General features: G+C 67.1%; 23 protein-coding genes. 16 read left to right on the top strand and 7 right to left on the bottom strand.

What is annotated here, in order from left to right:
* Positions 1 to 14: 14 nt before the first annotated feature.
* A complete protein-coding gene (locus RJ03_RS18570) occupies positions 15 to 1217 on the bottom strand; it encodes a molybdopterin molybdotransferase MoeA (protein WP_036504099.1) in 1203 nt (400 codons plus the stop codon).
* A 124-nt stretch (positions 1218 to 1341) separates the two neighbouring features.
* Between RJ03_RS18570 and moaA the strand changes: the two genes are divergently transcribed.
* Both moaA and RJ03_RS18560 read left to right on the top strand, forming a co-directional pair.
* Positions 1342 to 2400, top strand: coding sequence for a GTP 3',8-cyclase MoaA (moaA, locus tag RJ03_RS18565; protein WP_036504098.1), 1059 nt, complete (start codon positions 1342 to 1344; stop codon positions 2398 to 2400).
* A complete protein-coding gene (locus tag RJ03_RS18560; protein WP_036504097.1) occupies positions 2393 to 2635 on the top strand; it encodes a MoaD/ThiS family protein in 243 nt (80 codons plus the stop codon). The genes moaA and RJ03_RS18560 overlap by 8 nt, the downstream gene beginning before the upstream one ends.
* 7 nt (positions 2636 to 2642) lie before the next feature.
* On the opposite strand, the gene nadE is transcribed toward RJ03_RS18560, so the two are convergent.
* Together nadE and RJ03_RS18550 are read right to left on the bottom strand one after the other, a co-directional pair.
* Positions 2643 to 3488 carry an NAD(+) synthase gene (nadE, locus tag RJ03_RS18555; RefSeq protein WP_036504095.1) on the bottom strand — a complete coding sequence of 282 codons (846 nt, stop codon included), beginning with the start codon at positions 3486 to 3488 and terminating at the stop codon, positions 2643 to 2645.
* Between the two features lie 9 nt (positions 3489 to 3497).
* Positions 3498 to 4133 (bottom strand): TetR/AcrR family transcriptional regulator, encoded by a 636-nt coding sequence (locus tag RJ03_RS18550; RefSeq protein WP_051024853.1) that lies wholly within the window; start codon positions 4131 to 4133, stop codon positions 3498 to 3500.
* A 200-nt stretch (positions 4134 to 4333) separates the two neighbouring features.
* Here RJ03_RS18550 and RJ03_RS18545 point away from each other — a divergent pair, with 200 nt between their 5' ends.
* From RJ03_RS18545 to RJ03_RS18515, 7 genes are all read left to right on the top strand, one after another.
* Positions 4334 to 4897 (top strand): NAD(P)H-dependent oxidoreductase, encoded by a 564-nt coding sequence (locus tag RJ03_RS18545; protein ID WP_036504175.1) that lies wholly within the window; start codon positions 4334 to 4336, stop codon positions 4895 to 4897.
* Positions 4898 to 5063: 166 nt separating this feature from the next.
* Positions 5064 to 5186 carry a type B 50S ribosomal protein L36 gene (gene ykgO, locus RJ03_RS18540; protein ID WP_036504093.1) on the top strand — a complete coding sequence of 41 codons (123 nt, stop codon included), beginning with the start codon at positions 5064 to 5066 and terminating at the stop codon, positions 5184 to 5186.
* A gap of 479 nt (positions 5187 to 5665) precedes the next feature.
* Positions 5666 to 5899 carry a redoxin NrdH gene (locus RJ03_RS18535; RefSeq protein WP_036504090.1) on the top strand — a complete coding sequence of 78 codons (234 nt, stop codon included), beginning with the start codon at positions 5666 to 5668 and terminating at the stop codon, positions 5897 to 5899.
* Positions 5900 to 5944: 45 nt separating this feature from the next.
* Entirely contained in the window at positions 5945 to 6448 is a 504-nt protein-coding gene (gene nrdI / locus RJ03_RS18530; RefSeq protein WP_051024841.1) for a class Ib ribonucleoside-diphosphate reductase assembly flavoprotein NrdI, read from the top strand.
* A 59-nt stretch (positions 6449 to 6507) separates the two neighbouring features.
* Positions 6508 to 8589, top strand: coding sequence for a class 1b ribonucleoside-diphosphate reductase subunit alpha (nrdE, locus tag RJ03_RS18525; RefSeq protein WP_232329314.1), 2082 nt, complete (start codon positions 6508 to 6510; stop codon positions 8587 to 8589).
* Between the two features lie 396 nt (positions 8590 to 8985).
* Entirely contained in the window at positions 8986 to 10452 is a 1467-nt protein-coding gene (gene mgtE, locus RJ03_RS18520) for a magnesium transporter (protein ID WP_083871025.1), read from the top strand.
* Positions 10453 to 10630: 178 nt separating this feature from the next.
* Positions 10631 to 11323, top strand: a complete 693-nt coding sequence (locus RJ03_RS18515; RefSeq protein WP_036504087.1) for an alpha/beta fold hydrolase — start codon at positions 10631 to 10633, stop codon at positions 11321 to 11323.
* Here the strand turns inward: RJ03_RS18515 and RJ03_RS18510 are convergent.
* A complete protein-coding gene (locus tag RJ03_RS18510; protein ID WP_036504085.1) occupies positions 11309 to 11707 on the bottom strand; it encodes a GNAT family N-acetyltransferase in 399 nt (132 codons plus the stop codon). The genes RJ03_RS18515 and RJ03_RS18510 overlap by 15 nt on opposite strands.
* Positions 11708 to 12203: 496 nt before the next feature.
* On the opposite strand from RJ03_RS18510, the gene nrdF reads away from it, so the two are divergent.
* On the top strand, positions 12204 to 13166 hold the full coding sequence (gene nrdF / locus RJ03_RS18505; protein WP_036504083.1) for a class 1b ribonucleoside-diphosphate reductase subunit beta: 963 nt from the start codon (positions 12204 to 12206) through the stop codon (positions 13164 to 13166).
* Between the two features lie 108 nt (positions 13167 to 13274).
* Here the strand turns inward: nrdF and RJ03_RS18500 are convergent, their stop codons facing one another.
* Positions 13275 to 13721: a MarR family winged helix-turn-helix transcriptional regulator gene (locus RJ03_RS18500; RefSeq protein WP_036504080.1), complete on the bottom strand. Its 447-nt coding sequence runs from the start codon at positions 13719 to 13721 to the stop codon at positions 13275 to 13277.
* Between the two features lie 57 nt (positions 13722 to 13778).
* Between RJ03_RS18500 and RJ03_RS18495 the strand changes: the two genes are divergently transcribed.
* Positions 13779 to 14153 (top strand): VOC family protein, encoded by a 375-nt coding sequence (locus tag RJ03_RS18495; RefSeq protein WP_036504078.1) that lies wholly within the window; start codon positions 13779 to 13781, stop codon positions 14151 to 14153.
* A gap of 157 nt (positions 14154 to 14310) precedes the next feature.
* On the opposite strand, the gene RJ03_RS18490 is transcribed toward RJ03_RS18495, so the two are convergent.
* Positions 14311 to 14871 (bottom strand): P-loop nucleotide/nucleoside kinase family protein, encoded by a 561-nt coding sequence (locus RJ03_RS18490; protein ID WP_157163450.1) that lies wholly within the window; start codon positions 14869 to 14871, stop codon positions 14311 to 14313.
* Positions 14872 to 14960: 89 nt separating this feature from the next.
* Here RJ03_RS18490 and RJ03_RS37965 point away from each other — a divergent pair, with 89 nt between their 5' ends.
* Positions 14961 to 15461, top strand: coding sequence for a hypothetical protein (locus tag RJ03_RS37965; RefSeq protein ID WP_174372320.1), 501 nt, complete (start codon positions 14961 to 14963; stop codon positions 15459 to 15461).
* Positions 15462 to 15494: 33 nt separating this feature from the next.
* Here RJ03_RS37965 and RJ03_RS18480 read toward each other — a convergent pair whose 3' ends face one another.
* Positions 15495 to 16571, bottom strand: coding sequence for an iron-siderophore ABC transporter substrate-binding protein (locus RJ03_RS18480; RefSeq protein WP_036504075.1), 1077 nt, complete (start codon positions 16569 to 16571; stop codon positions 15495 to 15497).
* A gap of 199 nt (positions 16572 to 16770) precedes the next feature.
* Between RJ03_RS18480 and ctaD the strand changes: the two genes are divergently transcribed.
* The 4 genes from ctaD (at position 16771) to RJ03_RS18460 (ending at position 21731) form a co-directional block, all read left to right on the top strand.
* Positions 16771 to 18507 carry an aa3-type cytochrome oxidase subunit I gene (ctaD, locus tag RJ03_RS18475; RefSeq protein ID WP_036504073.1) on the top strand — a complete coding sequence of 579 codons (1737 nt, stop codon included), beginning with the start codon at positions 16771 to 16773 and terminating at the stop codon, positions 18505 to 18507.
* A gap of 221 nt (positions 18508 to 18728) precedes the next feature.
* Entirely contained in the window at positions 18729 to 19982 is a 1254-nt protein-coding gene (gene serB / locus RJ03_RS18470) for a phosphoserine phosphatase SerB (protein WP_036504167.1), read from the top strand.
* Entirely contained in the window at positions 19982 to 20773 is a 792-nt protein-coding gene (locus tag RJ03_RS18465; protein WP_036504071.1) for a peptidyl-tRNA hydrolase, read from the top strand. The genes serB and RJ03_RS18465 overlap by 1 nt, the downstream gene beginning before the upstream one ends.
* Positions 20774 to 20900: 127 nt before the next feature.
* Positions 20901 to 21731, top strand: coding sequence for an ABC transporter ATP-binding protein (locus RJ03_RS18460; RefSeq protein ID WP_036504070.1), 831 nt, complete (start codon positions 20901 to 20903; stop codon positions 21729 to 21731).
* Positions 21732 to 21784: the final 53 nt, after the last annotated feature.

Here is a 21784-nt window from a genome sequence, read left to right as displayed (position 1 = left end):
ATCAGGCAGGTCGTTCACAGTTCGCGCACCCTCACCAGCGAGCCGGCCGCCACCGACGTGACCTCGGCCGGAATTTCGATCAGAACATCGGCCTGGGCCATGGCCGCCACCAGATGCGACCCGGGGCCCGACACCGACCGCACCCCCGCACCTTCGCGCCGGCCCCGCAGGAACTGGCGCCGGCCCGCCGGGGAACGTACCGGATCCAACAGCGCCACATCGTAATTCGGCACCGGAGCCAAACCGCTCAGCTGCCGCAGGATCGGCCGGGCGAACACCTCGAACGACACCATCGTGCTCACCGGATTACCCGGAAAACTCAGAATCGGAATCCCGTCGACCACACTGACGCCCTGCGGACCGCCGGGCTGCACGGCCACCGAACCGAACTCGCCGCCGAAATCGGCCAGCACCTCCTTGACCACTTCGAAATCGCCCTGCGACACCCCACCCGACGTGAACACCACATCCGCGGCCGCCGTCGCGACCGACAACTTGCGGCGGAACTCGCCCGGATCGTCACGGCTGTGCGACACGTCCACCACATCGATACCGTTGGCGCCCAAGGCCGCAGCCAGCGCGATGCCGTTCGAGTTGTAGATCTGACCGGGGCGCAACGCGACACCCGCCGACACCAGCTCGTCGCCCGTCGTCAGGACCGCCGCCCGGATCCGCCGCGCCGCCGCCACCGAGCTGATGCCCACCGCCGCCAGCGCCGCGATCCGATGCGGCGACAACGACGACCCGGCCGCCACCAGCAACTCGCCGCGCCGAATATCGGTACCCGCCTCGCGCACGAAATCGCCCGCGTTGCGGCCGCGTTCGATCGATACCCCGCCGTCGACGGCGCGGGTGTCCTCCACCGGCACCACACAATCGGCGCCCGGCGGAATCGGCGCACCCGTCATCACCTTGACCGCCGCCCCGTCCGGCAATCGGTCCGGGCCACCCTGACCGGCGGCCACCACACCGGCCACCGGCAGCGTCACAGGCGTGACCGCCACCGACTCCGCCCGGACCGCATATCCGTCCATCCCGGAATTGCGGAACACCGGCAGATCCAGCGGCGACCGCACATCCTCGGCCAGCACCCGCCCCCGCGCCCCGTGCAACGCCAACTGCTCCACCTGCCGCGCCGCCAGCGGTCGCAGCAACTGTTCGATCCGCTCCCGATGATCCTCGACGGACCGAGCCACAGTCTTGGCAGGCTGACTCATACGGTCAGCCTAGCTGTGTATATGGCCTTCGCTTCGCTCCGGCGGGGTTTCGGGCAGAGCCCCGCATACCTCACAGGTGGTGACTTGCGGGACGTGAGGTGGGGGTGGCCCGCATAATGGAGGAGTGACCGTCGTTCTCATGGGGATTCCCGCCGTCCGGGGCGGGCGGCCCTCGCTGGACGGACGGCCCGACACGGACCTGCTCGTCGACAGATTCGGGCGCACGGCCCGGGATCTGCGCGTGTCGATCACCGAAAAGTGTTCGTTGCGTTGCACGTACTGCATGCCGGAGGAGGGGCTGCCGGCCATTCCGGCCGACGAATTGCTCTCGGCCACGGAGATCGTGCGGCTGGTGGAACTCGCGGTGCGGCGGCTGGGTGTCCGCGAGGTGCGCTTCACCGGCGGCGAGCCGCTGATGCGGCGCGATCTCGAGCAGATCATCGCCGGATGCCATGCCGCCGTTCCCGACACACCGCTGGCCATGACCAGTAACGGCGTCGGGCTGGAACATCGCGCTCGCGCGCTGGCGGCCGCGGGACTCGGCCGGGTCAACATCTCCCTCGATACCGTCGACCCTGCCGGATTCGCCCGCCTCACCCGCCGGGACCGGCTCGGTTCGGTGCTGACCGGCATCCGCGCCGCCCATGCCGCCGGGCTCTACCCGGTCAAGGTCAATGCCGTCCTGATGCGCGAAACCCTCTCGGGTGCGGTCGATCTGCTGCGGTGGTGTCTGAACGAGGGATGCGAACTGCGCTTCATCGAGGAGATGCCGCTCGACGCCGATCACGAATGGGCGCGGACCAACATGGTCACCGCGGCCGAATTGCTCGACGTTCTCGGCACGGCCTTCGCCCTCACCGAGGCCGGGCGCGCCGACCCGTCCGCGCCGGCGGAGACCTGGCTGGTGAACGGCGGTCCGGCCACGGTCGGCATCATCGCCTCGGTCACCCGCCGATTCTGCGGCGACTGCGACCGCACCCGCCTGACCGCCGACGGCATGATCCGATCCTGCCTGTTCAGCGACCAGGAATACGATCTGCGTTCACTGCTGCGCGCCGGCGCGAGCGACGACGACCTGGCGCAGCTGTGGCGCGGCGCGATGTGGAACAAGTGGGCCGGGCACGGCATCGACGCCGCCGATTTCGTCCCCCCGGAACGCACGATGGGAGCCATCGGTGGTTGAGGTCAGATATTTCGCCGCGATCGCCGACGCGGTCGGCAAATCCAGCGAACATCTCGACCTGCCCGAGTCGGCAACGGTCGGTGATCTGCGCTCCGCATTGCGCTCGGCCTACGGCGCCGACCTGGATCCGATGCTGAAGGTCTGCGCCTACCTCGTCGGCGAGGAACTCACCCGCGACGACAGCACGCGCCTGACCGCCCGCGTCGACGTACTACCGCCGTTCGCGGGCGGCTGACGCCGGATCAGCTCTCTTGCCACCACGTGTCCAGCGGCGACACCGGAACGGCGCGCTTGTGCCGGGTGTTGCGGTAGATCTCCTCGACGCGCTCGGCGACCTCCGGTGAGATGTCCTTACCCTCGAGGTAGTCGTCGATCTGGCTGTATTTCAGCCCCAGCGCCTCTTCGTCCGGCAGGGCCGGGCGGTCGTCTTCGAGGTCGGCGGTCGGGACCTTCTGCCACAGCCGCGGCGGCGCGCCCAGCTCTTGCAGCAGCGCCGCTCCCTGCCGCTTGGTCAGGCCGGTCAGCGGAGTGATGTCCACACCACCGTCGCCGTACTTGGTGAAGAACCCCGTCACCGCTTCGGCGGCGTGGTCGGTACCCACGACCAGCAGATTCAGCTGTCCGGCAACCGCGTACTGGATCACCATGCGCTCGCGGGCCTTGATGTTGCCGCGAACGAAATCGCGCAACTGGGCCTGATCGCCGAGCAGCTCACGTACACCCTCGGCGGTGGCGGCCGCCACCGCGTCGGCGCCCGGTTTCACGTTGACCTCGACCGAGCGATCGGGCCGGATGAAATCCAGTGCCACCTCGGCATCTTCGGCGTCGGCCTGGCTGCCGTACGGGAGCCGGACCGCGACGAAGGTGGCTTCCCGGCCCCGGGCCCGCAGCTCCTCGGCCGCCAGCTGGCACAGTTTGCCGGTCAGCGTGCTGTCCTGACCACCGCTGATGCCGAGAACGAAACCCGTTGCCGGCGTGGAACTCAGATAGTCGGCCAGGAATTCGACGCGGCGTCGCACCTCGACCTTCGGCTCGATCCCGGCCGCGACGCCCAATTCGGCGATGATCTGTTCGCGCAGGTTCCCCATGGGGCCACTCTACTGGGCGGGCGCCACGAGTGCGCGCACCACGTTTTCCCAGTGGTCGGCGATCTGTTCGGGCCGATACCCCAGAACCCGCAGCTGATGCAGCACCAGGCCGGCGTCGAGGATGGCCAGCAGTGTGTCGGCCGTCAGCGCGATATCGCCGCCCACCTCGAGCTGCCGAAGCAGCAGCGAGACATGGGTTTTCGAGATGTTGTACGGGGCGCTCGCGTAGCGGCCGGATTCGTCGGCGGCGCGGCGCATTTCGCCCTCCACCTCGATCCCGGCCAGACGGGCGCGTCCGTAGGCGATCAGCCGCTGCAGCGGCGGGGCGCCCGGACCCAGCGGCGGCGGGCCGAACATGAACGCCGCCTGCAGTTTCTGCTCGGACTGGTCGAGCAGCGCCAGCATGAGACCGGAGCGATTGCCGAATCGCCGGAACACGGTGCCCTTGCCGACGCCCGCGCGTTTGGCGACCGCGTCCATCGTGACGCCGTCCGCGCCGAATTCGCGGACGAGTTCCTCGGCGGCGTCGAGCAGCAGTTGCCGGTTGCGCACGGCATCGCTGCGCTCGGAGTGTTCGGCTACCGGCAGCGCGGTGGTGATCGCGGACGGCGGCAGTTCGATGGCCACGGCCTCCAGCGGCAGCATGCCGGGACGCGGCGCGGCGGCGAAGACCGGATCCGAGGCGTGCGGATCGGACGAATGGGACGAATTCGACGATGGCGAATCCGGAGTGTCGCAGTTCACAGTTCGGTTACCCCATGACCCGGGAATGAAAGCGGACCGTAGTCCGGTTAACGTGTCGTGAAAGCGGAAGCCACCGCCGCCCCACCGCACAAGGAGTGATCATGTCACAGACTCGCATTCTGGCTCTCGTCGGCAGCTTGCGTGCCGGTTCGATCAACCGGCAGCTGGCCGAGGCCGCCGCCCAGACCGCACCGGAAGGTGTCGAGGTCGATATCTACGACGGTCTCGGCAATATTCCTTTCTACAACGAGGACATCGACGTACCGGGTCAGGTGCCCGCGCCGGCGCAGGCGCTGCGTGACGCCGTCGCCGCGGCCGACGCGCTGGTGCTGTTCGTGCCCGAATACAACGGCACGATTCCGGCCGTGCTCAAGAACGCCATCGACTGGGCCTCGCGTCCCTACGGCGCGGGTTCGATCAAGGCCAAGCCGGTCGCCGTGATCAGCGCCTCGATCAGCCAGAACGCCGCGAAGTGGGCGCACGGTGACACGGTGAAGGCGGTCGGCGTGGCCGGCGGCACCGTCGTGGAGAGCGCGCACCTGCACTTCGGCACCATCGGCCAGCGCTTCGGCGAGGCCCATCCGCGCGAGGACGCCGAGGCTCTGACCCAGCTCGCCGCCGCGATCACCGAACTGGTCGCCGCGCGGGAATCGGTCAACGCCTGAGTGTGAGACGGTAACCGGCTCGAGCTTTCGAGGGGTCGCACCCGGCGGTGCGGCCCCTCTGTGGCGTTGAGCCCGGTCATCGGTGGGGCGTGACGTGACGGGCGTCCTAACGGCCGCGTCTCACGGCGCTATAGGATATGAAAACCATTTCCAATAGGAGGTCGTCATGAAGGTGCGGAACTCGCTGCGTTCGCTGAAGGACAAGCCGGGCGCCCAGGTGGTGCGACGCCGTGGCAAGACCTATGTGATCAACAAGAAGGAGCCGCGGTTCAAGGCTCGCCAGGGCTGATCCGGTCCGGCTGCGACACGCCGGAGTAGGTGGCGGAATGCCGCGTTCGTCCCCTCGGGCGGGCGCGGCATTCGGCCGTTTCGGGTGTGCACGAACGCGCCTGCTGAGGTCGGTGTGACCGGTGTGACCAGAGGTGGCATTGGGTTTGCTGGGAGAGAGCTGCGACATGAAATCGTGATCTGCGCCACTGTCGTGTCGGGTTGCGAATTGACTGTCCTGGTACTTACGGCCGCCGAATTTCATCTTTGTGGTTCGCAACATGTCGTGTTGTAGGAATCTGTCGGCCACTAGGTGTAGTGTCTACGGCACTGGAAGGGGAGACGGATTCCGAGCCGATCGCCGCAGCGTGATTGCCCCTACTGCTCCATCTTCCAGGGGTTTGCGCAGTACCAGATGGATCGTGCTCAGTACGGATGCTCACAGCAGATGGCGTACCGATTCAAGGCTGCATCGGATAAGGCAAGGAGAGAGGGTCACCCATGAGTATCACGGTCTACACCAAGCCCGCTTGTGTCCAGTGCAACGCCACCTACCGCGCGCTCGACAAGGCCGGTGTGGAGTACGACATCGTCGATATCTCCGAGAACCCCGAGGCCCGCGACTATGTGATGGCGCTGGGATATCTGCAGGCCCCCGTCGTCGTCGCCGGCGACGAGCACTGGTCCGGTTTCCGTCCGGACCGCATCAAGTCCCTGGTGACCGCCGCGGCCTGATCCGCTTCGGTCGCCCGTTCGTCCGACGTGGGAAGGGAGAGTGGGATGGCTGGGTTGTCCGGGGAAGGGACCCAATCGACGCCCGCTCTGGTCTACTTCTCGAGCGCTTCGGAGAACACGCACCGCTTCGTCGAACGGCTGGGTTTGCCGGCCGTTCGCATTCCGCTCCACACCGCCGATTCGCTGCGCGTCGACACGCCCTATGTGCTGATCTGCCCCACCTACGGTGGCGGCCGGCATGTGTTCGACGCGCAGCGCGGCGAGGGAGCAGCCGGGCGTTCGGACAAGGAATTCGTCCCCAGGCAGGTGGCGAAATTCCTCAACGATCCGCATAATCGTGCGCTGTTGCGCGGGGTGATCGCGGCCGGCAACACGAACTTCGGCGATACGTATTGCTATGCGGGAGAGGTGATCTCGCGCAATTGCGGGGTGCCGTACCTGTATCGCTTCGAACTGATGGGAACCGCCGAGGACGTCGAGCGCGTCCGAGAGGGATTGGGATTGTTTTGGCAACGACAACAGCACCGGCCGGAAAGACGGCCCGCCTAGAGCGCCCGGTCAGCACCGAGACCTCGACCGAGGGCTTGGACTATCACGCGCTCAACGCGATGCTGAATCTGTACGGACCGAATGGCGAGATTCAGTTCGACAAGGATGTCGCCGCCGCCCGGCAGTACTTCCTGCAGCATGTCAACCAGAACACCGTGTTCTTCCACAACCTCGACGAGAAGCTCGACTACCTCGTGGAGGAGAACTACTACGAGCCCGAGGTGCTCGACCAGTACAGCCGGGCCTTCGTCAAGAAGCTGTTCCAGCAGGCCTACGCCAAGAAGTTCCGGTTCCCGACCTTCCTCGGCGCCTTCAAGTACTACACGTCCTACACGCTGAAGACCTTCGACGGGAAGCGCTATCTGGAGCGGTTCGAGGACCGGGTCTGCATGGTCGCGCTGACCCTGGCCGCGGGTGACGAGATCCTCGCCCAGCAGCTCGTCGAGGAGATCATCGACGGCCGCTTCCAGCCGGCCACCCCGACGTTCCTGAACTCGGGCAAGAAGCAGCGCGGCGAACCGGTCTCGTGCTTCCTGCTGCGCATCGAGGACAATATGGAGTCCATCGGGCGCTCCATCAACTCGGCGCTGCAGCTGTCCAAGCGTGGCGGCGGAGTGGCGTTGCTGCTGAGCAACATTCGCGAGCACGGCGCGCCGATCAAGAAGATCGAGAACCAGTCCTCCGGCGTCATCCCCATCATGAAGCTGCTCGAGGACTCCTTCTCCTACGCCAATCAGCTCGGCGCGCGCCAGGGCGCGGGCGCGGTGTACCTGCACGCGCACCACCCCGACATCTACCGCTTCCTCGACACCAAGCGGGAGAACGCGGACGAGAAGATCCGCATCAAGACGCTGTCGCTGGGTGTGGTGATTCCCGACATCACCTTCGAGCTGGCGAAGAAGAACGAGGACATGTACCTGTTCTCGCCCTACGACGTCGAGCGCATCTACGGTGTGCCGTTCGCCGATATCGACGTCACCGAGAAGTACTACGAGATGGTCGACGACAAGCGCATCCGCAAGTCGAAGATCAACGCCCGCGAGTTCTTCCAGACCATCGCCGAGCTGCAGTTCGAATCCGGTTACCCCTACATCATGTTCGAGGACACGGTGAACCGGGCCAACCCGATCAAGGGCAAGATCACCCACTCCAACCTGTGCTCGGAGATCCTGCAGGTCTCCACGCCGTCGGTGTTCAACGACGACCTGTCCTACGCGAAGGTCGGCAAGGACATCTCCTGCAACCTGGGTTCGCTCAATATCGCCAAGGCCATGGACTCACCGGATTTCGGGCAGACCATCGAGGTCGCGATCCGGGCGCTCACCGCGGTCTCGGATCAGACCCACATCTATTCGGTGCCCTCGATCGAACAGGGCAACAACGAATCCCACGCGATCGGCCTGGGCCAGATGAACCTGCACGGGTATCTGGCGCGCGAACGGGTCCACTACGGATCCGAAGAAGGTGTGGACTTCACCAACATCTACTTCTACACCGTCGCCTACCACGCGGTGCGGGCGTCCAACAAGCTCGCCATCGAGCGCGGCACGGCCTTCGGTGGTTTCCCGGAATCGAAGTACGCCAGCGGCGAATACTTCGACAAGTACACCGACCAGGCATGGGAGCCGAAGACCGACCGCGTGCGGGAGATCTTCGCCGAAGCGGGCGTGCACATCCCGACCCAGGAGGACTGGCGCGAGCTGAAGGCCTCGGTCATGGAGCACGGCATCTACAACCAGAACCTGCAGGCGGTGCCGCCGACCGGATCGATCTCCTACATCAACCACTCCACCAGCTCGATTCACCCGGTGGCGTCGAAGATCGAGATTCGCAAGGAAGGCAAGATCGGCCGCGTCTACTACCCGGCCCCCTACCTGACCAACGACAATCTCGACTACTTCGCCGACGCCTACGACATCGGCTACGAGAAGATCATCGACACCTACGCCGCGGCCACCCAGCATGTGGACCAGGGCCTGTCGCTGACCTTGTTCTTCAAGGACAGCGCCACCACCCGCGATGTCAACAAGGCCCAGATCTACGCCTGGCGCAAGGGAATCAAGACCCTGTACTACATCCGCATCCGCCAAATGGCGTTGGAGGGCACCGAGGTGGAGGGCTGCGTCAGCTGCATGTTGTGACGTTGTCGACGGGCGCCGCGGTTCCGGCCGGGGCGCCCGTTCGTATGACCGAACACGGAGTAGTTCGACGGCATGGAGTAGTTCGACGGCACGTGCCGACTGTCGTGGTTCGGCGCGGCGGCGACCGGAGGTGTAACCTGCATGCGGGCGCTCTGCGTCCGGGCGGTGACCAGGCGACGGTGCAGGTCATCGGGGTGCCGGGATGGCATCGGAAAATTCTCTGACGGTGAAGTGCTGGCGATGAGGAGGTGGGTGGCTGTGCGTAGCGAACCCCCGAGTCGAAGGCCGCGCGGCGCCGTCCTCCTGTTCTGCCGGTAGAGCTTTCGGTGGCGAGGTCGGTGCCTCGCGGTGTGATCCGTGACCCCGTACCCACTCGCAGTATGCCGAGGTTCTGTCATGTCGACCGATCTGTTCTTTGCCGCGCCCGCACGCCCTGATGCCCCGGATGACGGACACGCGGCCACCCCTACGCAGGCCGATACGGCGGTCCGCAGTGCCGCCACCGCCGAAACGACTGTCACCGAACAGCATTCGGATCACATCTCGCTCCGCGACCTCATCGACGACCGTCGTGTCGACGCCGCGCTGAACTGGCTGGACGACCACGTCCCGCATCGGATCGCCGACGAACTCGCGCGCATGGACGCCGTGCACGCCGGCATCGCGTTCCGGCTGCTCGACAAGGACCGGGCGCTGGCGGTGTTCGAGGAGCTCGAGCCGGTCGACCAGCAGCAGATCCTGTCCGGAATGCGCGACCAGAGCTTCCGGGAACTGGTCGAAGGCATGGACCCCGACGACCGGGCCCGGATGCTGCGCGAGGCCCCCGCCACGGTCGCGAAGAAGGTGCTGGCCGGGCTGAGCCCGCGCGAACGGCGGATGACCGCGGCGCTGCTCGGCTACCCCGAGGGTTCGGTCGGTCGCTACATGACGCCGGAAGTCGTTGCGCTGCATTGTGATCTGACCGTCGAACAGGCGCTGCGGGTGGTTCGCGCCAAGGGCGCGCATGCGGAGACCGTGTACACGCTGCCGGTGGTGGACGGCGGTCGCCGGCTCACCGGCGTGGTCGAGATGCGTGAACTGGTCCTCAGCGATCCCGGCACGATGCTGACCGAACTCGTCGTCAGCGCACCGGTTTTCGCCCGCGCGACCGATGCCGCGGAGAAGGCGGCGCGGCTCATGCGCGAGACCAACCTGATCAACCTGCCGGTCGTCGACAGTGAGGACCGGCTGGTCGGACTGCTGACCATCGACGACGCGGTCGAGGTCATCGAGGCCGCCGACAGCGAGGATGTGGCACGGCAGGCCGGTGCCAGCCCCTGGTCCGGGCATTACATGGCCGCCGGTGTGTTCCAGCTGGCCCGCTACCGCGCGATGTGGTTGCTGTTGCTGCTGGTCGCGGCCACCCTGACGGTCACGGTCACCGACGCGTTCGAGGCGACGCTGGCCCAGGCCGCGCATCTGGCGCTGTTCATTCCGCTGCTGATCGGCGCTGGCGGCAATGCCGGTGCGCAGGCGGCGACCTCGTGCGTGCGGGCCTTGGCCGTCGGCGAGGTGCGGGTGTCGGATCTGCTGAAGGTCATCTGGCGCGAATGCCGGGTCGGATTGGTGCTGGGCTCGATGCTCGCGGTGGTCGGCATGGTCATCGGCGCGGCGTTCGTCGGCGCGCAGATCGCGCTGGTCGTCGGCATCACCCTGGTGATCATCTGTGGCTGGGCGGCGACCATCGGCGGCACGATGCCGTTGCTGGCCAAGAAATTACGCATCGACCCGGCGGTCATCTCCGCGCCCATGGTGACGACGCTGGTCGATGCGACCGGGCTGATCATCTACTTCACGACCGCGAAACTCGTACTGGGAATCTGAACCGGGACTGCGCACTTCGGGAGCAGGTACAGGGCGCCCGCCGAGGTTGGCGGTGAACAGGTATCACATGGCTTTCTATCGGTAGCAAGCCACACTCCTCGCCGGTGAGACTGTCTCCACGCGAAGTGATCGAGGTAGCGTGCCTCGACTCCGCGGCTGGAGAAAGTGGGAAAAGCACATGGGGACATACGTTTTGGTGCCCGGCGGTTGGAAGGGTTCCTGGTCGTTCGAGACGGTGGTTCCACTCCTGGAGCAAGCCGGTCACACCGTCCACGCCTTGACCCTGACCGGTCTGCGGCCGGACGACGACGCCGCGACGGTCGCGACGACCACCCTCGACACCCACGCCGACGACGTCGTGCGGTTCCTCGACCGCGCCCGCCTCACCGACGTGACGCTGGTCGGTCACAGTTACGGCGGAATGGTGATCGCCGCGGCCGCCGACCGCGCCGGCGGCCGGATCTCGCGCCTGGTGCATCTCGACGCGTACGTCCCCCGCGACGGCGAATCGTGCTGGTCCGCAACGAACGACTACTTCCGCGAGGTCCTCGCCGCGGGCGCCGCGACCACCGGCTACGCGGTCCGCCCGCCCGGCAACGGCGACGCCCGCCGCCGCCCCCACCCCCTCGCGTCCTTCATGCAGACGATCCGGCTCACCGGGGCATTCGCCCGAGTCCCGCGCCGAGAGTTCGTCTACTGCTCCGGCTGGGAAGACCACACCCCTTTCGCCGGCCTCCGCACCCGCCTGCAAGCCGACCCCGAATGGCTGGTCCACGACCTCCCGACCGGCCACGACGCGATGCACGAGGCCCCGCACGCCGTGGCCGAACTGCTGCTCGGCGAACGGAGTTCGGTGTCAGTTCAGTCGTAGCAGGCCGGCGTCGGTGGCGCGAAATCCGCATGCGTCGCGATAGAAGCTGTGCAGGTGAGGTTCGAAATCGACGTGGAGCCATTCGATACCGAGTTCACGCAGGTCGCCGACCAGGGTCTTCACCAGGTCGGATCCGATGCTCTGCCGGTGGAGATCCGGGGCGACCGCGGTGTCGAGGAGGAAGGCGTGGTTTCCCCCGTCCCATACTGCGTGCACGAACCCGACGAGTCGCTCACCGACGAACGCGCCGACCCATGACCGGCTGTGCCGTTCCAGGCGCGCCTGCCAGGGCACCACTGTCCGGTCACCGCCGAATGCGTCCGCGTGCAGCCGCGAGAGGGCCTCGTCGTCGACAGCGAAACGTACGCGGAGATCGGGGTTCATACGGCATCCTCTCGGCGCGGGGGCGCGATGAACGGGGTGTCATCACGACAGGTAGGACCGACTGTGCTGTAGGGCGAACTTTTCGTGCAAACCTCAGCGAAAATGTGAGAAAACTGCTGAAGCCGACGAGGTTTGCACGATTAGTGCACACCACCGGTGTGCGAAACGGTCGCCGGGTCGAGGGTCCGAGTCTCGGTCGGGAGCGAACCCCGTCCGGGACCATCGATGCCTGCGGGCATGTGGCGGTCTGCGCCGAATGGCAGGCACGTCCCCGGCAAACTCTCGGCATCATTGCTGCGATCGTGGCGGCGGCAGTAGCCTGTGCATCGCGCGCTCGTCATTCGCTCGCGGCCGCGGTGTGGAACTTCCCACCCCGGAACGCATTTGCCCAGGACATGGGAGACACAAGCTCTTGTGCTGTGCTGAGCGGAGGTCCACTAGGAGTAGTGTCCGAGCGTACAATGACCGGCGAAGCGGGAAGGGTGAGTGAGCGGGCGTGAAGCTGATCGATCGAGTGTCTGCGATCAACTGGAATCGGGTGCCCGACGAGAAGGATGCCGAGGTCTGGGACCGGCTCGTCGGCAACTTCTGGTTGCCGGAGAAGGTTCCGGTATCCAACGACATTCCGTCGTGGGCCACGCTGAACGCGCAGGAGAAGCAGCTGACCATGCGGGTGTTCACGGGCTTGACCCTGCTGGACACCATCCAGGGCACCGTCGGCGCGGTGAGCCTGATTCCGGACGCGCGCACCCCGCACGAGGAGGCGGTGTACACCAATATCGCGTTCATGGAGTCGGTGCACGCGAAGAGCTACAGCTCCATCTTCTCCACGCTGTGCTCCACCCGTGAGATCGACGACGCCTTCCGCTGGTCGGAGGAGAACCCGAATCTGCAGCGTAAGGCCGAGATCGTGCTCGAGTACTACCGGGGCGACGAGCCGCTCAAGCGCAAGGTGGCCTCCACGCTGCTGGAGAGCTTCCTGTTCTACTCCGGTTTCTACCTCCCGATGTACTGGTCCTCGCGCGCCAAGCTCACCAACACCGCCGACCTGATCCGCCTGATCATCCGCGACGAGGCCGTGCACGGCTACTACATCGGCTACAAGTATCAGAAGGGTCTCGAGGATCTCACTCAGCCCGAGCGTGACGAACTCAAGAACTACACCTTCGAGTTGCTGTTCGAGCTGTACGAGAACGAGGTCGAATACACCCAGGACCTCTACGACGAGGTCGGCCTCACCGAGGACGTCAAGAAGTTCCTGCGCTACAACGCCAACAAGGCGCTGATGAACCTCGGCTACGAGGGGCTGTTCCCGCGCGACGAGACCGACGTCAACCCGGCGATCCTCTCGGCGCTGTCCCCGAATGCCGACGAGAACCACGACTTCTTCTCCGGCTCCGGTTCCAGCTATGTCATCGGCAAGGCGGTCAACACCGAAGACGAGGACTGGGAGTTCTGAGTTTCGCTCTCACATGAGAACCCGGGCGTATCGCATTGCGTACGTCCGGGTTTCGCTTATGTAGGGAGGGCCGGTGTGCCGGTCGGCCCTCGGGGTGGATGGAGTCGTTCAGTGCTTCGTCGGATCGAGTGCTTCCGCGCACGTGGTCAGGTCTCGGTGCAGGCGTGCTGCGTTGCCGGCGGGCAGGGCCGCGATCATCCGGCCTTCGACCTCGGCGACGAGGTGACTGGCCCGCGCGAGCAGGCAGGTGCCCTCGTCGGTGAGCCGAGTCGGTAAGGCCCGCCCGTGCGGTGCGGCGGACGGACGTTCCAGGAGACCGCGATCCTCCAGACCTTGCAGCACCGTATGCATGGACTGGCGTGTGACGAACGCGCCGCGAGCCAGCTCCGCGGCGGACAGGCCCGGTCGCTGACCCAGCAGTTCGAGGCACGCGTATTGCGGCACGCTCAGGCCCAACGGCCGCAGGGCGGTGTCCATGGCGCCGCGCAAGGCGGCGGCGGCCTGTTTGAGGACATAACCCACGGACGAATCGAGGTCCACCTGCTCTTGCGACATGTCAGGATTCTGACATATCCTTCTATGTCAGAACCCTGACATAGAAGGAGAAAGCTCATGTCTACTGTGACCGGACCCGACTTCATCGCCCTGCAGGTGCGTGATGTGGATGCGGCGGCCGAGTTCTACGAGACGCATCTCGGATTGCGCCGCGCTCCGGCGAGCCCGCCCGGTGCGGTCGTATTCGACACGGCCCCGGTGTCTTTCGCGGTGCGGACGCCGCTGCCGGGCGTCGATCTCGATGCCGTCGCGCCGCGCCCGGGTGCCGGTGTCGCACTGTGGCTGCACGCCGGCGACGCGCAGCACATGCACGATCATCTGGCCGCGGCCGGAGTCTCGATCCTCGCCGCACCCGTCGACGGCCCCTTCGGGCGAACCTTCACCTTCGCCGATCCCGACGGATATGCCGTCACCATTCACGACCGCGCCTGAGGTTGGTGACATCCCGAGGGCTCCGCGGTCGACGATCGGATGGCGGCAACAGGTGTAGTCGAGGCTGAGGCGCTGTGCGCAAGCGCTCCGACGTTGTCCGCGTCGCCGAGGTGTTCGGGTGGGCGGAGGCTCCGGTCGCCGCCGAAGCTGTGATCGGTCAAGTGCGCTGGGGTGGAACAAGATTCGATGCCCGCCCGGGCTCGGTGGCTCGGTCGATCCGTTCGGCCAAATCGGCGTAGTCGACCGGGATGGTCGTGTCGACGACGACGAGCGGGACGAGTCCCAAGGGTGTCGCCTGGTCCGCCCAGAGGTCCCAATGCGTGCTCAGGCGCTCGTTGTCGTGGAAGAAGTCGGCGCGGCGCCGCCGCGTGTAGCGGGCCCTCGCCACCGCCGCCGGCACGTCGCACCAGACTTCGACGGCCCGGTCCGCGCCTACCTTCTCGATACCGGCGCGGGCGAATTCCCGGTCGCGCGGTGCGAACCACCAGGAATCGATGACGACCGAGGTGGGACTGGTTCGCGCCAGTGACCAGACCGCGTCCATCGCCACGCCGCCCAGATCCGGGAGATCGGCGGGGGCGTCGACGCAGGCTGCCAGCGCCTCCTTGACCGTGTCCTTCGAGAGGAATCGGGCGCCCAGGACTCGCGCCAGCGCCTGTCCGACGGTCGATTTGCCGGCGCCCGGAAGACCGTTCACCAGCACGAGAAGTCTGCCCACCCGTCCCATCATGACGTGCGCGGACGAGGTGCAGCCCGGATGTGGTGGGGTGAGTGTCGATCGGGCCGACCGCTCGGTATTATTCGAATATGTGTTCGAGTGCCGGTAGGGGTGTGTCGTCGGAGGGGACGGGCGATGGGTTCTCCGGCCGGGCGCCGCGACGGCTTCCGGACGGCGTTCCGCGGACCGAGGGGACCGAACCGCAGCTGCAGTATCCGAACGAGGCCGGCTATTACTACCGGGTGCTCGTGCAGCCGCCGAAACCGGTGTGGGTGCGGTTGGACGCGATTCTCATCCGGGATCCGGGCACGCCCCGGCACGTCAACGGGGCGGGGCTGGATATGACGGGGGAGCGGCCGGGGACGTTGACGCACTGGGTGCCCTCGTTCAGCGGCGAATGGCTGGGCCGGGTGAATTTCTCGGTCTGTTACGCGGACGGGCGGGCGCCGCTGCATCTCACCGACCAGTTGGTGCCCGCCTACGCGCTACGCCCACGCGCGGCCGCCGACGATCCGCGCCGACCACCGCCGGGCCGGCCGAAAACGTCCTCGCGTATCGAGAGACAGGCGGGCGACGCGGACGGTCGTTGAACCGGGGCGCGCCGCCTGCCGCGCCTCACCGGCTCAGTCCGTCACATACCCGTTGAGCGTCTTGCGCAGGTCGTCGAGGATCGCCCGCGCGGCGGTGAGCCCGGAACCGTGCCAGAGGTCGTCCTCGACGGCGAAATCGCGCTTGTCGGAGACGGCGCCGAGCGCTTTCCAGTCGTCGCCCTTCATCACTGATTCGCCGTGGCTTTTACCGTCGGGGCCGTCGAACATCAGATAGATGATGTCGCCCTCGATCTTGTTGCGGTCGCTTTCGGTGGCGAGGCTGTCCACCGTGAACGAGCGATCGCGCTGGGCGCCGGGGCGCTGCACGCCCGCGTCGGTGAGTACCTGTCCCGCGAACGTGTCGGTGCCCTGGACCTGAATATCCTTGGGAGAGAAGCGGATCACCGACGCCTGCGACAGGTTGGCGGCGATCGAGGCCCCGGTTTCGCGGGCGTCGGTGCGGTAGTCCGCGAGCGCCTTCGCGCCGGCCGATCCGCGTCCCAGAGCCTCGGCGTAAGCGGTGAAATCGTCCTGCCAGCCTCGATGGTCGACCAGCACGGTCGGGGCGATCCCGCGCAGTGCGGCGAGATCCCCGTCACCCGCGGCGCCGAGAATCAGATCCGGTTGCAGCGCGGAGATTTTGGCCGTGTCCACCGCCCCCGAGGACCCCACGCTCGGGATCTTCAGGACGCCGGTGCCCAGATAGTTCGGCTGCGGCGCCGGTCCGGCCGCGGTGGTCGCGCCGACGACCCGCTCCCACAGGCCCACCGCGCAGACCGCGTCCAGCGCGGCGGTATCCAGCACGACAATGCGTTTCGGATCCGCGGGCACCTGGGTTCCCGCCACCGTGTGGGTGCCCGAGGTCTGGTCGGGGGCGCTGGGCAGGGCGCAGGCGTGGGTGGTGTCGCGCTCGATGCCGACCACGCTCGCGCCGGCGATATTGGTGGTGGTCCGGACGATCGAACTCGACGCGTCGTCGCCCCCGGTGCCGCAGCCGGTGACCAGGAGGGCCACGGCGCCCGCGGCCGCACCGCCGAGCGCGAGCCGGCGCGCACTGGTGCGCTTGCGGGTCTTGGGCTTTCGGGTGGAGACGCGTTCGCTCACCGGCATGCAGCGTAGGGTACATGCGCCCACGTGCAGGATGATTGCGGCACCGTCCGCGCGGCGAATACGACACAGAGTAGGACCCCGTCGGACGCCTGCGACGCCACGGTTTACGATGCCTCTAGCGCAAGCCACCGTCGTTTCGTCATGCGCCGGAACGCACGAGCGTGCGAAACGAGCAGAAGGCACACCTTCAGGAGGATCAGTGACTGCTGTAGAGCCCCAGCCAGTCCCCAAGCTGGAAGCGACACGGCCGTATCCGGCACGACTGGGCCCGAAGGGTTCGTTCATCTACAAGGCCGTCACCACCACGGACCCGAAGGTCCTCGGTGTGATGTACCTGGTGACCGCGATGTCGTTCTTCATGATCGGCGGTCTGATGGCCCTGCTGATGCGTGGTGAGCTCGCTCGTCCGGGTCTGCAGTTCCTGTCGCCGGAGCAGTTCAACCAGCTGTTCACCATGCACGGCACGATCATGCTGCTGTTCTATGCGACCGCGATCGTGTTCGGCTTCGCCAACATCGTGCTGCCGCTGCAGATCGGTGCGCCCGACGTCGCCTTCCCGCGTCTGAACGCGTTCAGCTACTGGCTGTACCTGTTCGGCGCGACCATGGCCACCGCGGGTTTCATCACCCCCGGTGGCGCCGCCGACTTCGGCTGGACCGCCTACACCCCGCTGTCGGACATCGTGCACTCCCCGGGTGTCGGCGCCGACCTGTGGATTCTGGGTCTGGCCGTCTCCGGTCTAGGCACCATCCTCGGTGGTGTCAACATGCTGACCACCGTCGTCTGCCTGCGCTGCCCGGGTATGACCCTGTTCCGGATGCCGATCTTCACCTGGAACATCGCCGTCACCAGCGTCCTCGTGCTGCTGGCCTTCCCGCTGCTGACCGCCGCGCTGATGGCGCTGGCCTACGACCGTCACCTGGGCGGCCACATCTACGACCCGGCCACCGGCGGTTCGCTGCTCTACCAGCACCTGTTCTGGTACTTCGGCCACCCCGAGGTGTACATCATCGCGCTGCCGTTCTTCGGCATCGTGTCCGAGATCTTCCCGGTCTTCAGCCGTAAGCCGATCTTCGGTTACACCACCCTGGTCTACGCGACCCTGGGCATCGCCGCGCTGTCGATCGCGGTGTGGGCGCACCACATGTACGCCACCGGTGCGGTGCTGCTGCCGTACTTCTCGTTCATGACCTTCCTGATCGCGGTTCCGACCGGTGTGAAGTTCTTCAACTGGATCGGCACGATGTGGAAGGGGCAGTTGACCTTCGAATCACCGATGTTGTTCTCGGTCGGCTTCCTGGTCACGTTCCTCTTCGGTGGTCTGTCGGGCGTCATCCTGGCCAGCCCGCCGCTGGACTTCCACGTGTCCGACACCTACTTCGTGGTCGCGCACTTCCACTACGTGCTCTTCGGCACCATCGTGTTCGCCACCTTCGCCGGTATCTACTTCTGGTTCCCGAAGATGACCGGCCGCATGCTGGACGAGCGCCTGGGCAAGTGGCACTTCTGGGCGACCATGGTCGGCTTCCACACCACCTTCCTGGTGCAGCACTGGCTGGGTAACGAGGGCATGCCGCGTCGGTACGCGGACTACCTGCCGACCGACGGTTTCACCACCCTGAACACGATCTCCACGATCGGCGCCTTCATCCTCGGTGCCTCGACGCTGCCGTTCATCTGGAACGTCTTCAAGAGCTACCGCTACGGCGAGGTCGTGACCGTGGACGATCCGTGGGGCTACGGCAACTCGCTGGAGTGGGCTACCACCTGCCCGCCGCCGCGGCACAACTTCTACGAGCTGCCGCGGATCCGCTCCGAGCGTCCGGCGTTCGAGCTGCACTACCCGCACATGGTGGAGCGCATGCGGGCCGAGGCGCACGTGGGCTGGGGCTCGAAGTCCCATCACGTGGCCGAGCTCGAGAAGGTGTCGAGCTAGTACCCCGCATCGAGTAGCGAAGTCCCGGCGCGGCGGCCGTCCAGTGCGACGGCCGCCGCGTTCGGCGTTTCGGGGGTGCCACGCCGGGCCGGAGGGCGTGGTGGTGCCTCCGGTGACCGGCGCGCGCCGGTGGCCGCACCCGACCTGAGAGAATGTTCGCTGGCCGCCGGCGGACCGCGATCGCCGGCGCGAGGAGCTGTGACGAAGAGATGGAGTTGCGCGTGGGCACGTCCGAGTCCGATCGTGGCACCGCCACCGAGACGACGGTGCTGATCACGGTCACCGGACCCGATAAACCGGGCGTGACCTCGGTGCTGCTGGCGGCGCTGTCCCGGCACGGCGTGAGCCTGCTGGACGTGGAGCAGGTCGTGATCCGGGGCCGGCTGACCCTCGGTGTGCTGGTTACGAGTCCGGGCGATCCGGAGGACCTGCAGGATCAGCTCGAGGACGCGATGGCGACGGTCGGCATGCAGGTCGATGTCGAGATCGGCGCCAACTCGGTCTCCGGGGCGCCGCTGTCCACGCACGCGGTGGTGGTGCTCGGCAGCCCGGTGACCGCTCGCGCGTTCAGCACGATCGCCCGCACGCTGGCCGCGCAGGAGGTCAACATCGACTCCATCCGCGGCATCGCCGACTACCCGGTGACCGGCCTCGAATTGATGGTCACCGCACCGGCGACCGAGGACCCGCTGGCCGAGACCCGCCTGCGCACGGCGCTGGCCGAGGTCGCCGCGAAGGAGAAGGTCGATGTCGCCGTCGAGCGCGCGGGGCTGGCCCGGCGGGCCAAGCGGCTCATCGTGTTCGACGTCGACTCCACCCTCATCCAGGGTGAGGTGATCGAGATGCTCGCCGCGCACGCCGGTGTCGAGGAGGAGGTCCGCAAGGTCACCGAGGCCGCGATGCGCGGGGAGATCGACTTCGCCGAATCGCTGCGCCAGCGCGTCGCCACCCTCACCGGGCTGGACGAGACGGTGATCGATCAGGTCGCCGAGCGGATCGAACTGACCCCCGGCGCGCGGACCACCATTCGCACCCTGCGCCGGCTCGGATTCCGCTGCGGCGTGGTCTCGGGCGGCTTCCGGCAGGTCATCGAACCGCTGGCGCACGAGCTGGAATTGGATTTCGTGCACGCCAACACCCTCGAGGTGGTCGACGGCAAGCTCACCGGTCAGGTCATCGGCGAGATCGTCGACCGGCCCGGAAAGGCGGTGGCGCTGCGGCGTTTCGCGGCCGAGGCCGGTGTGCCGATGGAACAGACCGTCGCGGTCGGCGACGGCGCCAACGACATCGACATGCTCAACGCGGCCGGCCTGGGTATCGCCTTCCAGGCCAAGCCCGCACTGCGAGAGGTCGCCGACACCGCGCTGTCGCACCCGTTCCTGGACGCGGTGTTGTTCATCCTCGGTGTCACCCGCGACGAGGTCGAGGCCGCGGACGCCCGCGACGGTCTGCTGCGCCGGGTACCGCTGAGCTGATGACCGAACCCGAGCTCGACGCGCCCGGCCCCGGCGCCGCACCGCCGCTCGTGCTGGATTCCGGTTTCCGCGCCCGGCATGCGGAGCTGGCGCTCGGCTACGGTGGCGGCGGCGATCCGGACGATCCCGCGCAGGTGCAGGCGATGCAGATGGTCCTGCACATTCCGAAAGCCGAACCGCCGCTGCGCAGTGCGGTGCTGGAGGCGGCCGCGGCTGCGGCCGTCGCGCTGTGCCTGGATCCACGCGTCGGCCCGGGCGGGGAGTGGGAGTCGCGCTATCTCGCGTGGAAGCGGTCGCGGATCCGGAAGGTGGCGCGGCGAGCTCGGGGTGCGCAGTGGATCTCGGCCGGCCATGTCGAGGGCATCACGATCGACGTGGGCGGCGCCCAGGCCCGCGCCCTGGTGCCGGGCCCGGTGGGCGAGGTCGACCCGCGCATCCGCAAACTGCAGATCGGCGGCACCGACCTCGAACACGACGAACCCGGCCCGCCGGACCCGGAATCGCCTGTGCTGTGGGTGAATTCGGCTCTCGGGATGACCGTCGGCAAGGCGGCGGCGCAGGTCGGTCACGCGAGCATGTTGCTGGCCGGTGCGCTCCCGGTGGAACAGGCCTTCGCCTGGGCCCGGCGTGAATTCCGCTGCGCGGTCCGTGACGCGGAGCCGGATCACTGGGCCCGGCTGTGCGCCCGGGTGAACGGCGGCGCCGGGCCGGAGAGGATCGCCGCGGTCCGGGATGCCGGATTCACCGAAGTGGCGCCGGGTTCGATGACGGTGATCGCGGTGGCACCGTAGGGTGCTCAAACGTGCGGAATCTCACTGCGGCAATGGCCGATTCGGATCGTGAGGGAGCGGGAGGCCGACTATGACGGATAGCGTGCACACCGACCACGTTGGCAACGGATCGAGCGCGTCGGCAAAGATGGAGCTCGTGCCGCAACCGGATCCCGATCTGCTCATCGACTTCAACGAGGTGACCGTCCGGCGGTCGGGCCACACGCTGGTGGGTCCCGTCACCTGGCAGGTGGAGCTCGACGAACGCTGGGTCGTGCTCGGCCCCAACGGCGCCGGGAAGACGTCGCTGCTGCGGATGGCCGCGGCCGAGCTGTATCCGACCTCGGGGTCGGCCACGCTGCTGGGCGAGGTGCTCGGAAAGACCGACATCAGCGAACTGCGCCCCCGCATCGGCCTATCGTCGGCCGCGGTGGCCAGCCGGATCCCGGTGGACGAGAAGGTGTCGGATCTGGTGGTGTCGGCGGGGTACGCCGTGATGGGCCGCTGGCGCGAGCGCTACGACGAGGTCGACACCGACCGCGCCGTCGACATCCTGGAAAGCCTGGGCGCCGAACACCTTTCCGACCGCGCCTACGGAACGCTGTCCGAGGGCGAACGCAAACGTGTCCTCATCGCCCGCGCCCTGATGACCGATCCCGAACTGCTGCTGCTCGACGAACCGGCCGCCGGGCTGGATCTGGGTGGCCGCGAGGAACTGGTCGAGCAACTGGGCGATCTGGCCGCCGACCCGGATGCTCCGGCGACCGTGCTGGTCACCCATCACGTCGAGGAGATTCCGCCCGGCTTCACCCACGCGCTGCTGCTCAACGAGGGCGATGTGATCGCCCAGGGCCTGCTCTCGGATGTGCTGACCGCGGAGAATCTCAGCGAGGCCTTCCGCCAGTCCATCGCCCTCGATCGCATCGACGGACGGTATTTCGCGCGGCGCTCGCAACGCTTCGGCCGCCACCGCGCCTGAACCTCGATCGCGCGGCGGGCCCCGGCGCCGCTTTCGCCACACCTGCTGCCGAT

The organism is Nocardia aobensis NBRC 100429 (assembly GCF_000308375.1).
In the GTDB taxonomy this organism is placed as follows: domain Bacteria; phylum Actinomycetota; class Actinomycetes; order Mycobacteriales; family Mycobacteriaceae; genus Nocardia; species Nocardia aobensis.
Note: the sequence above shows the minus strand (reverse complement) of the source record. Positions and strands in the feature narration are given on the sequence as shown.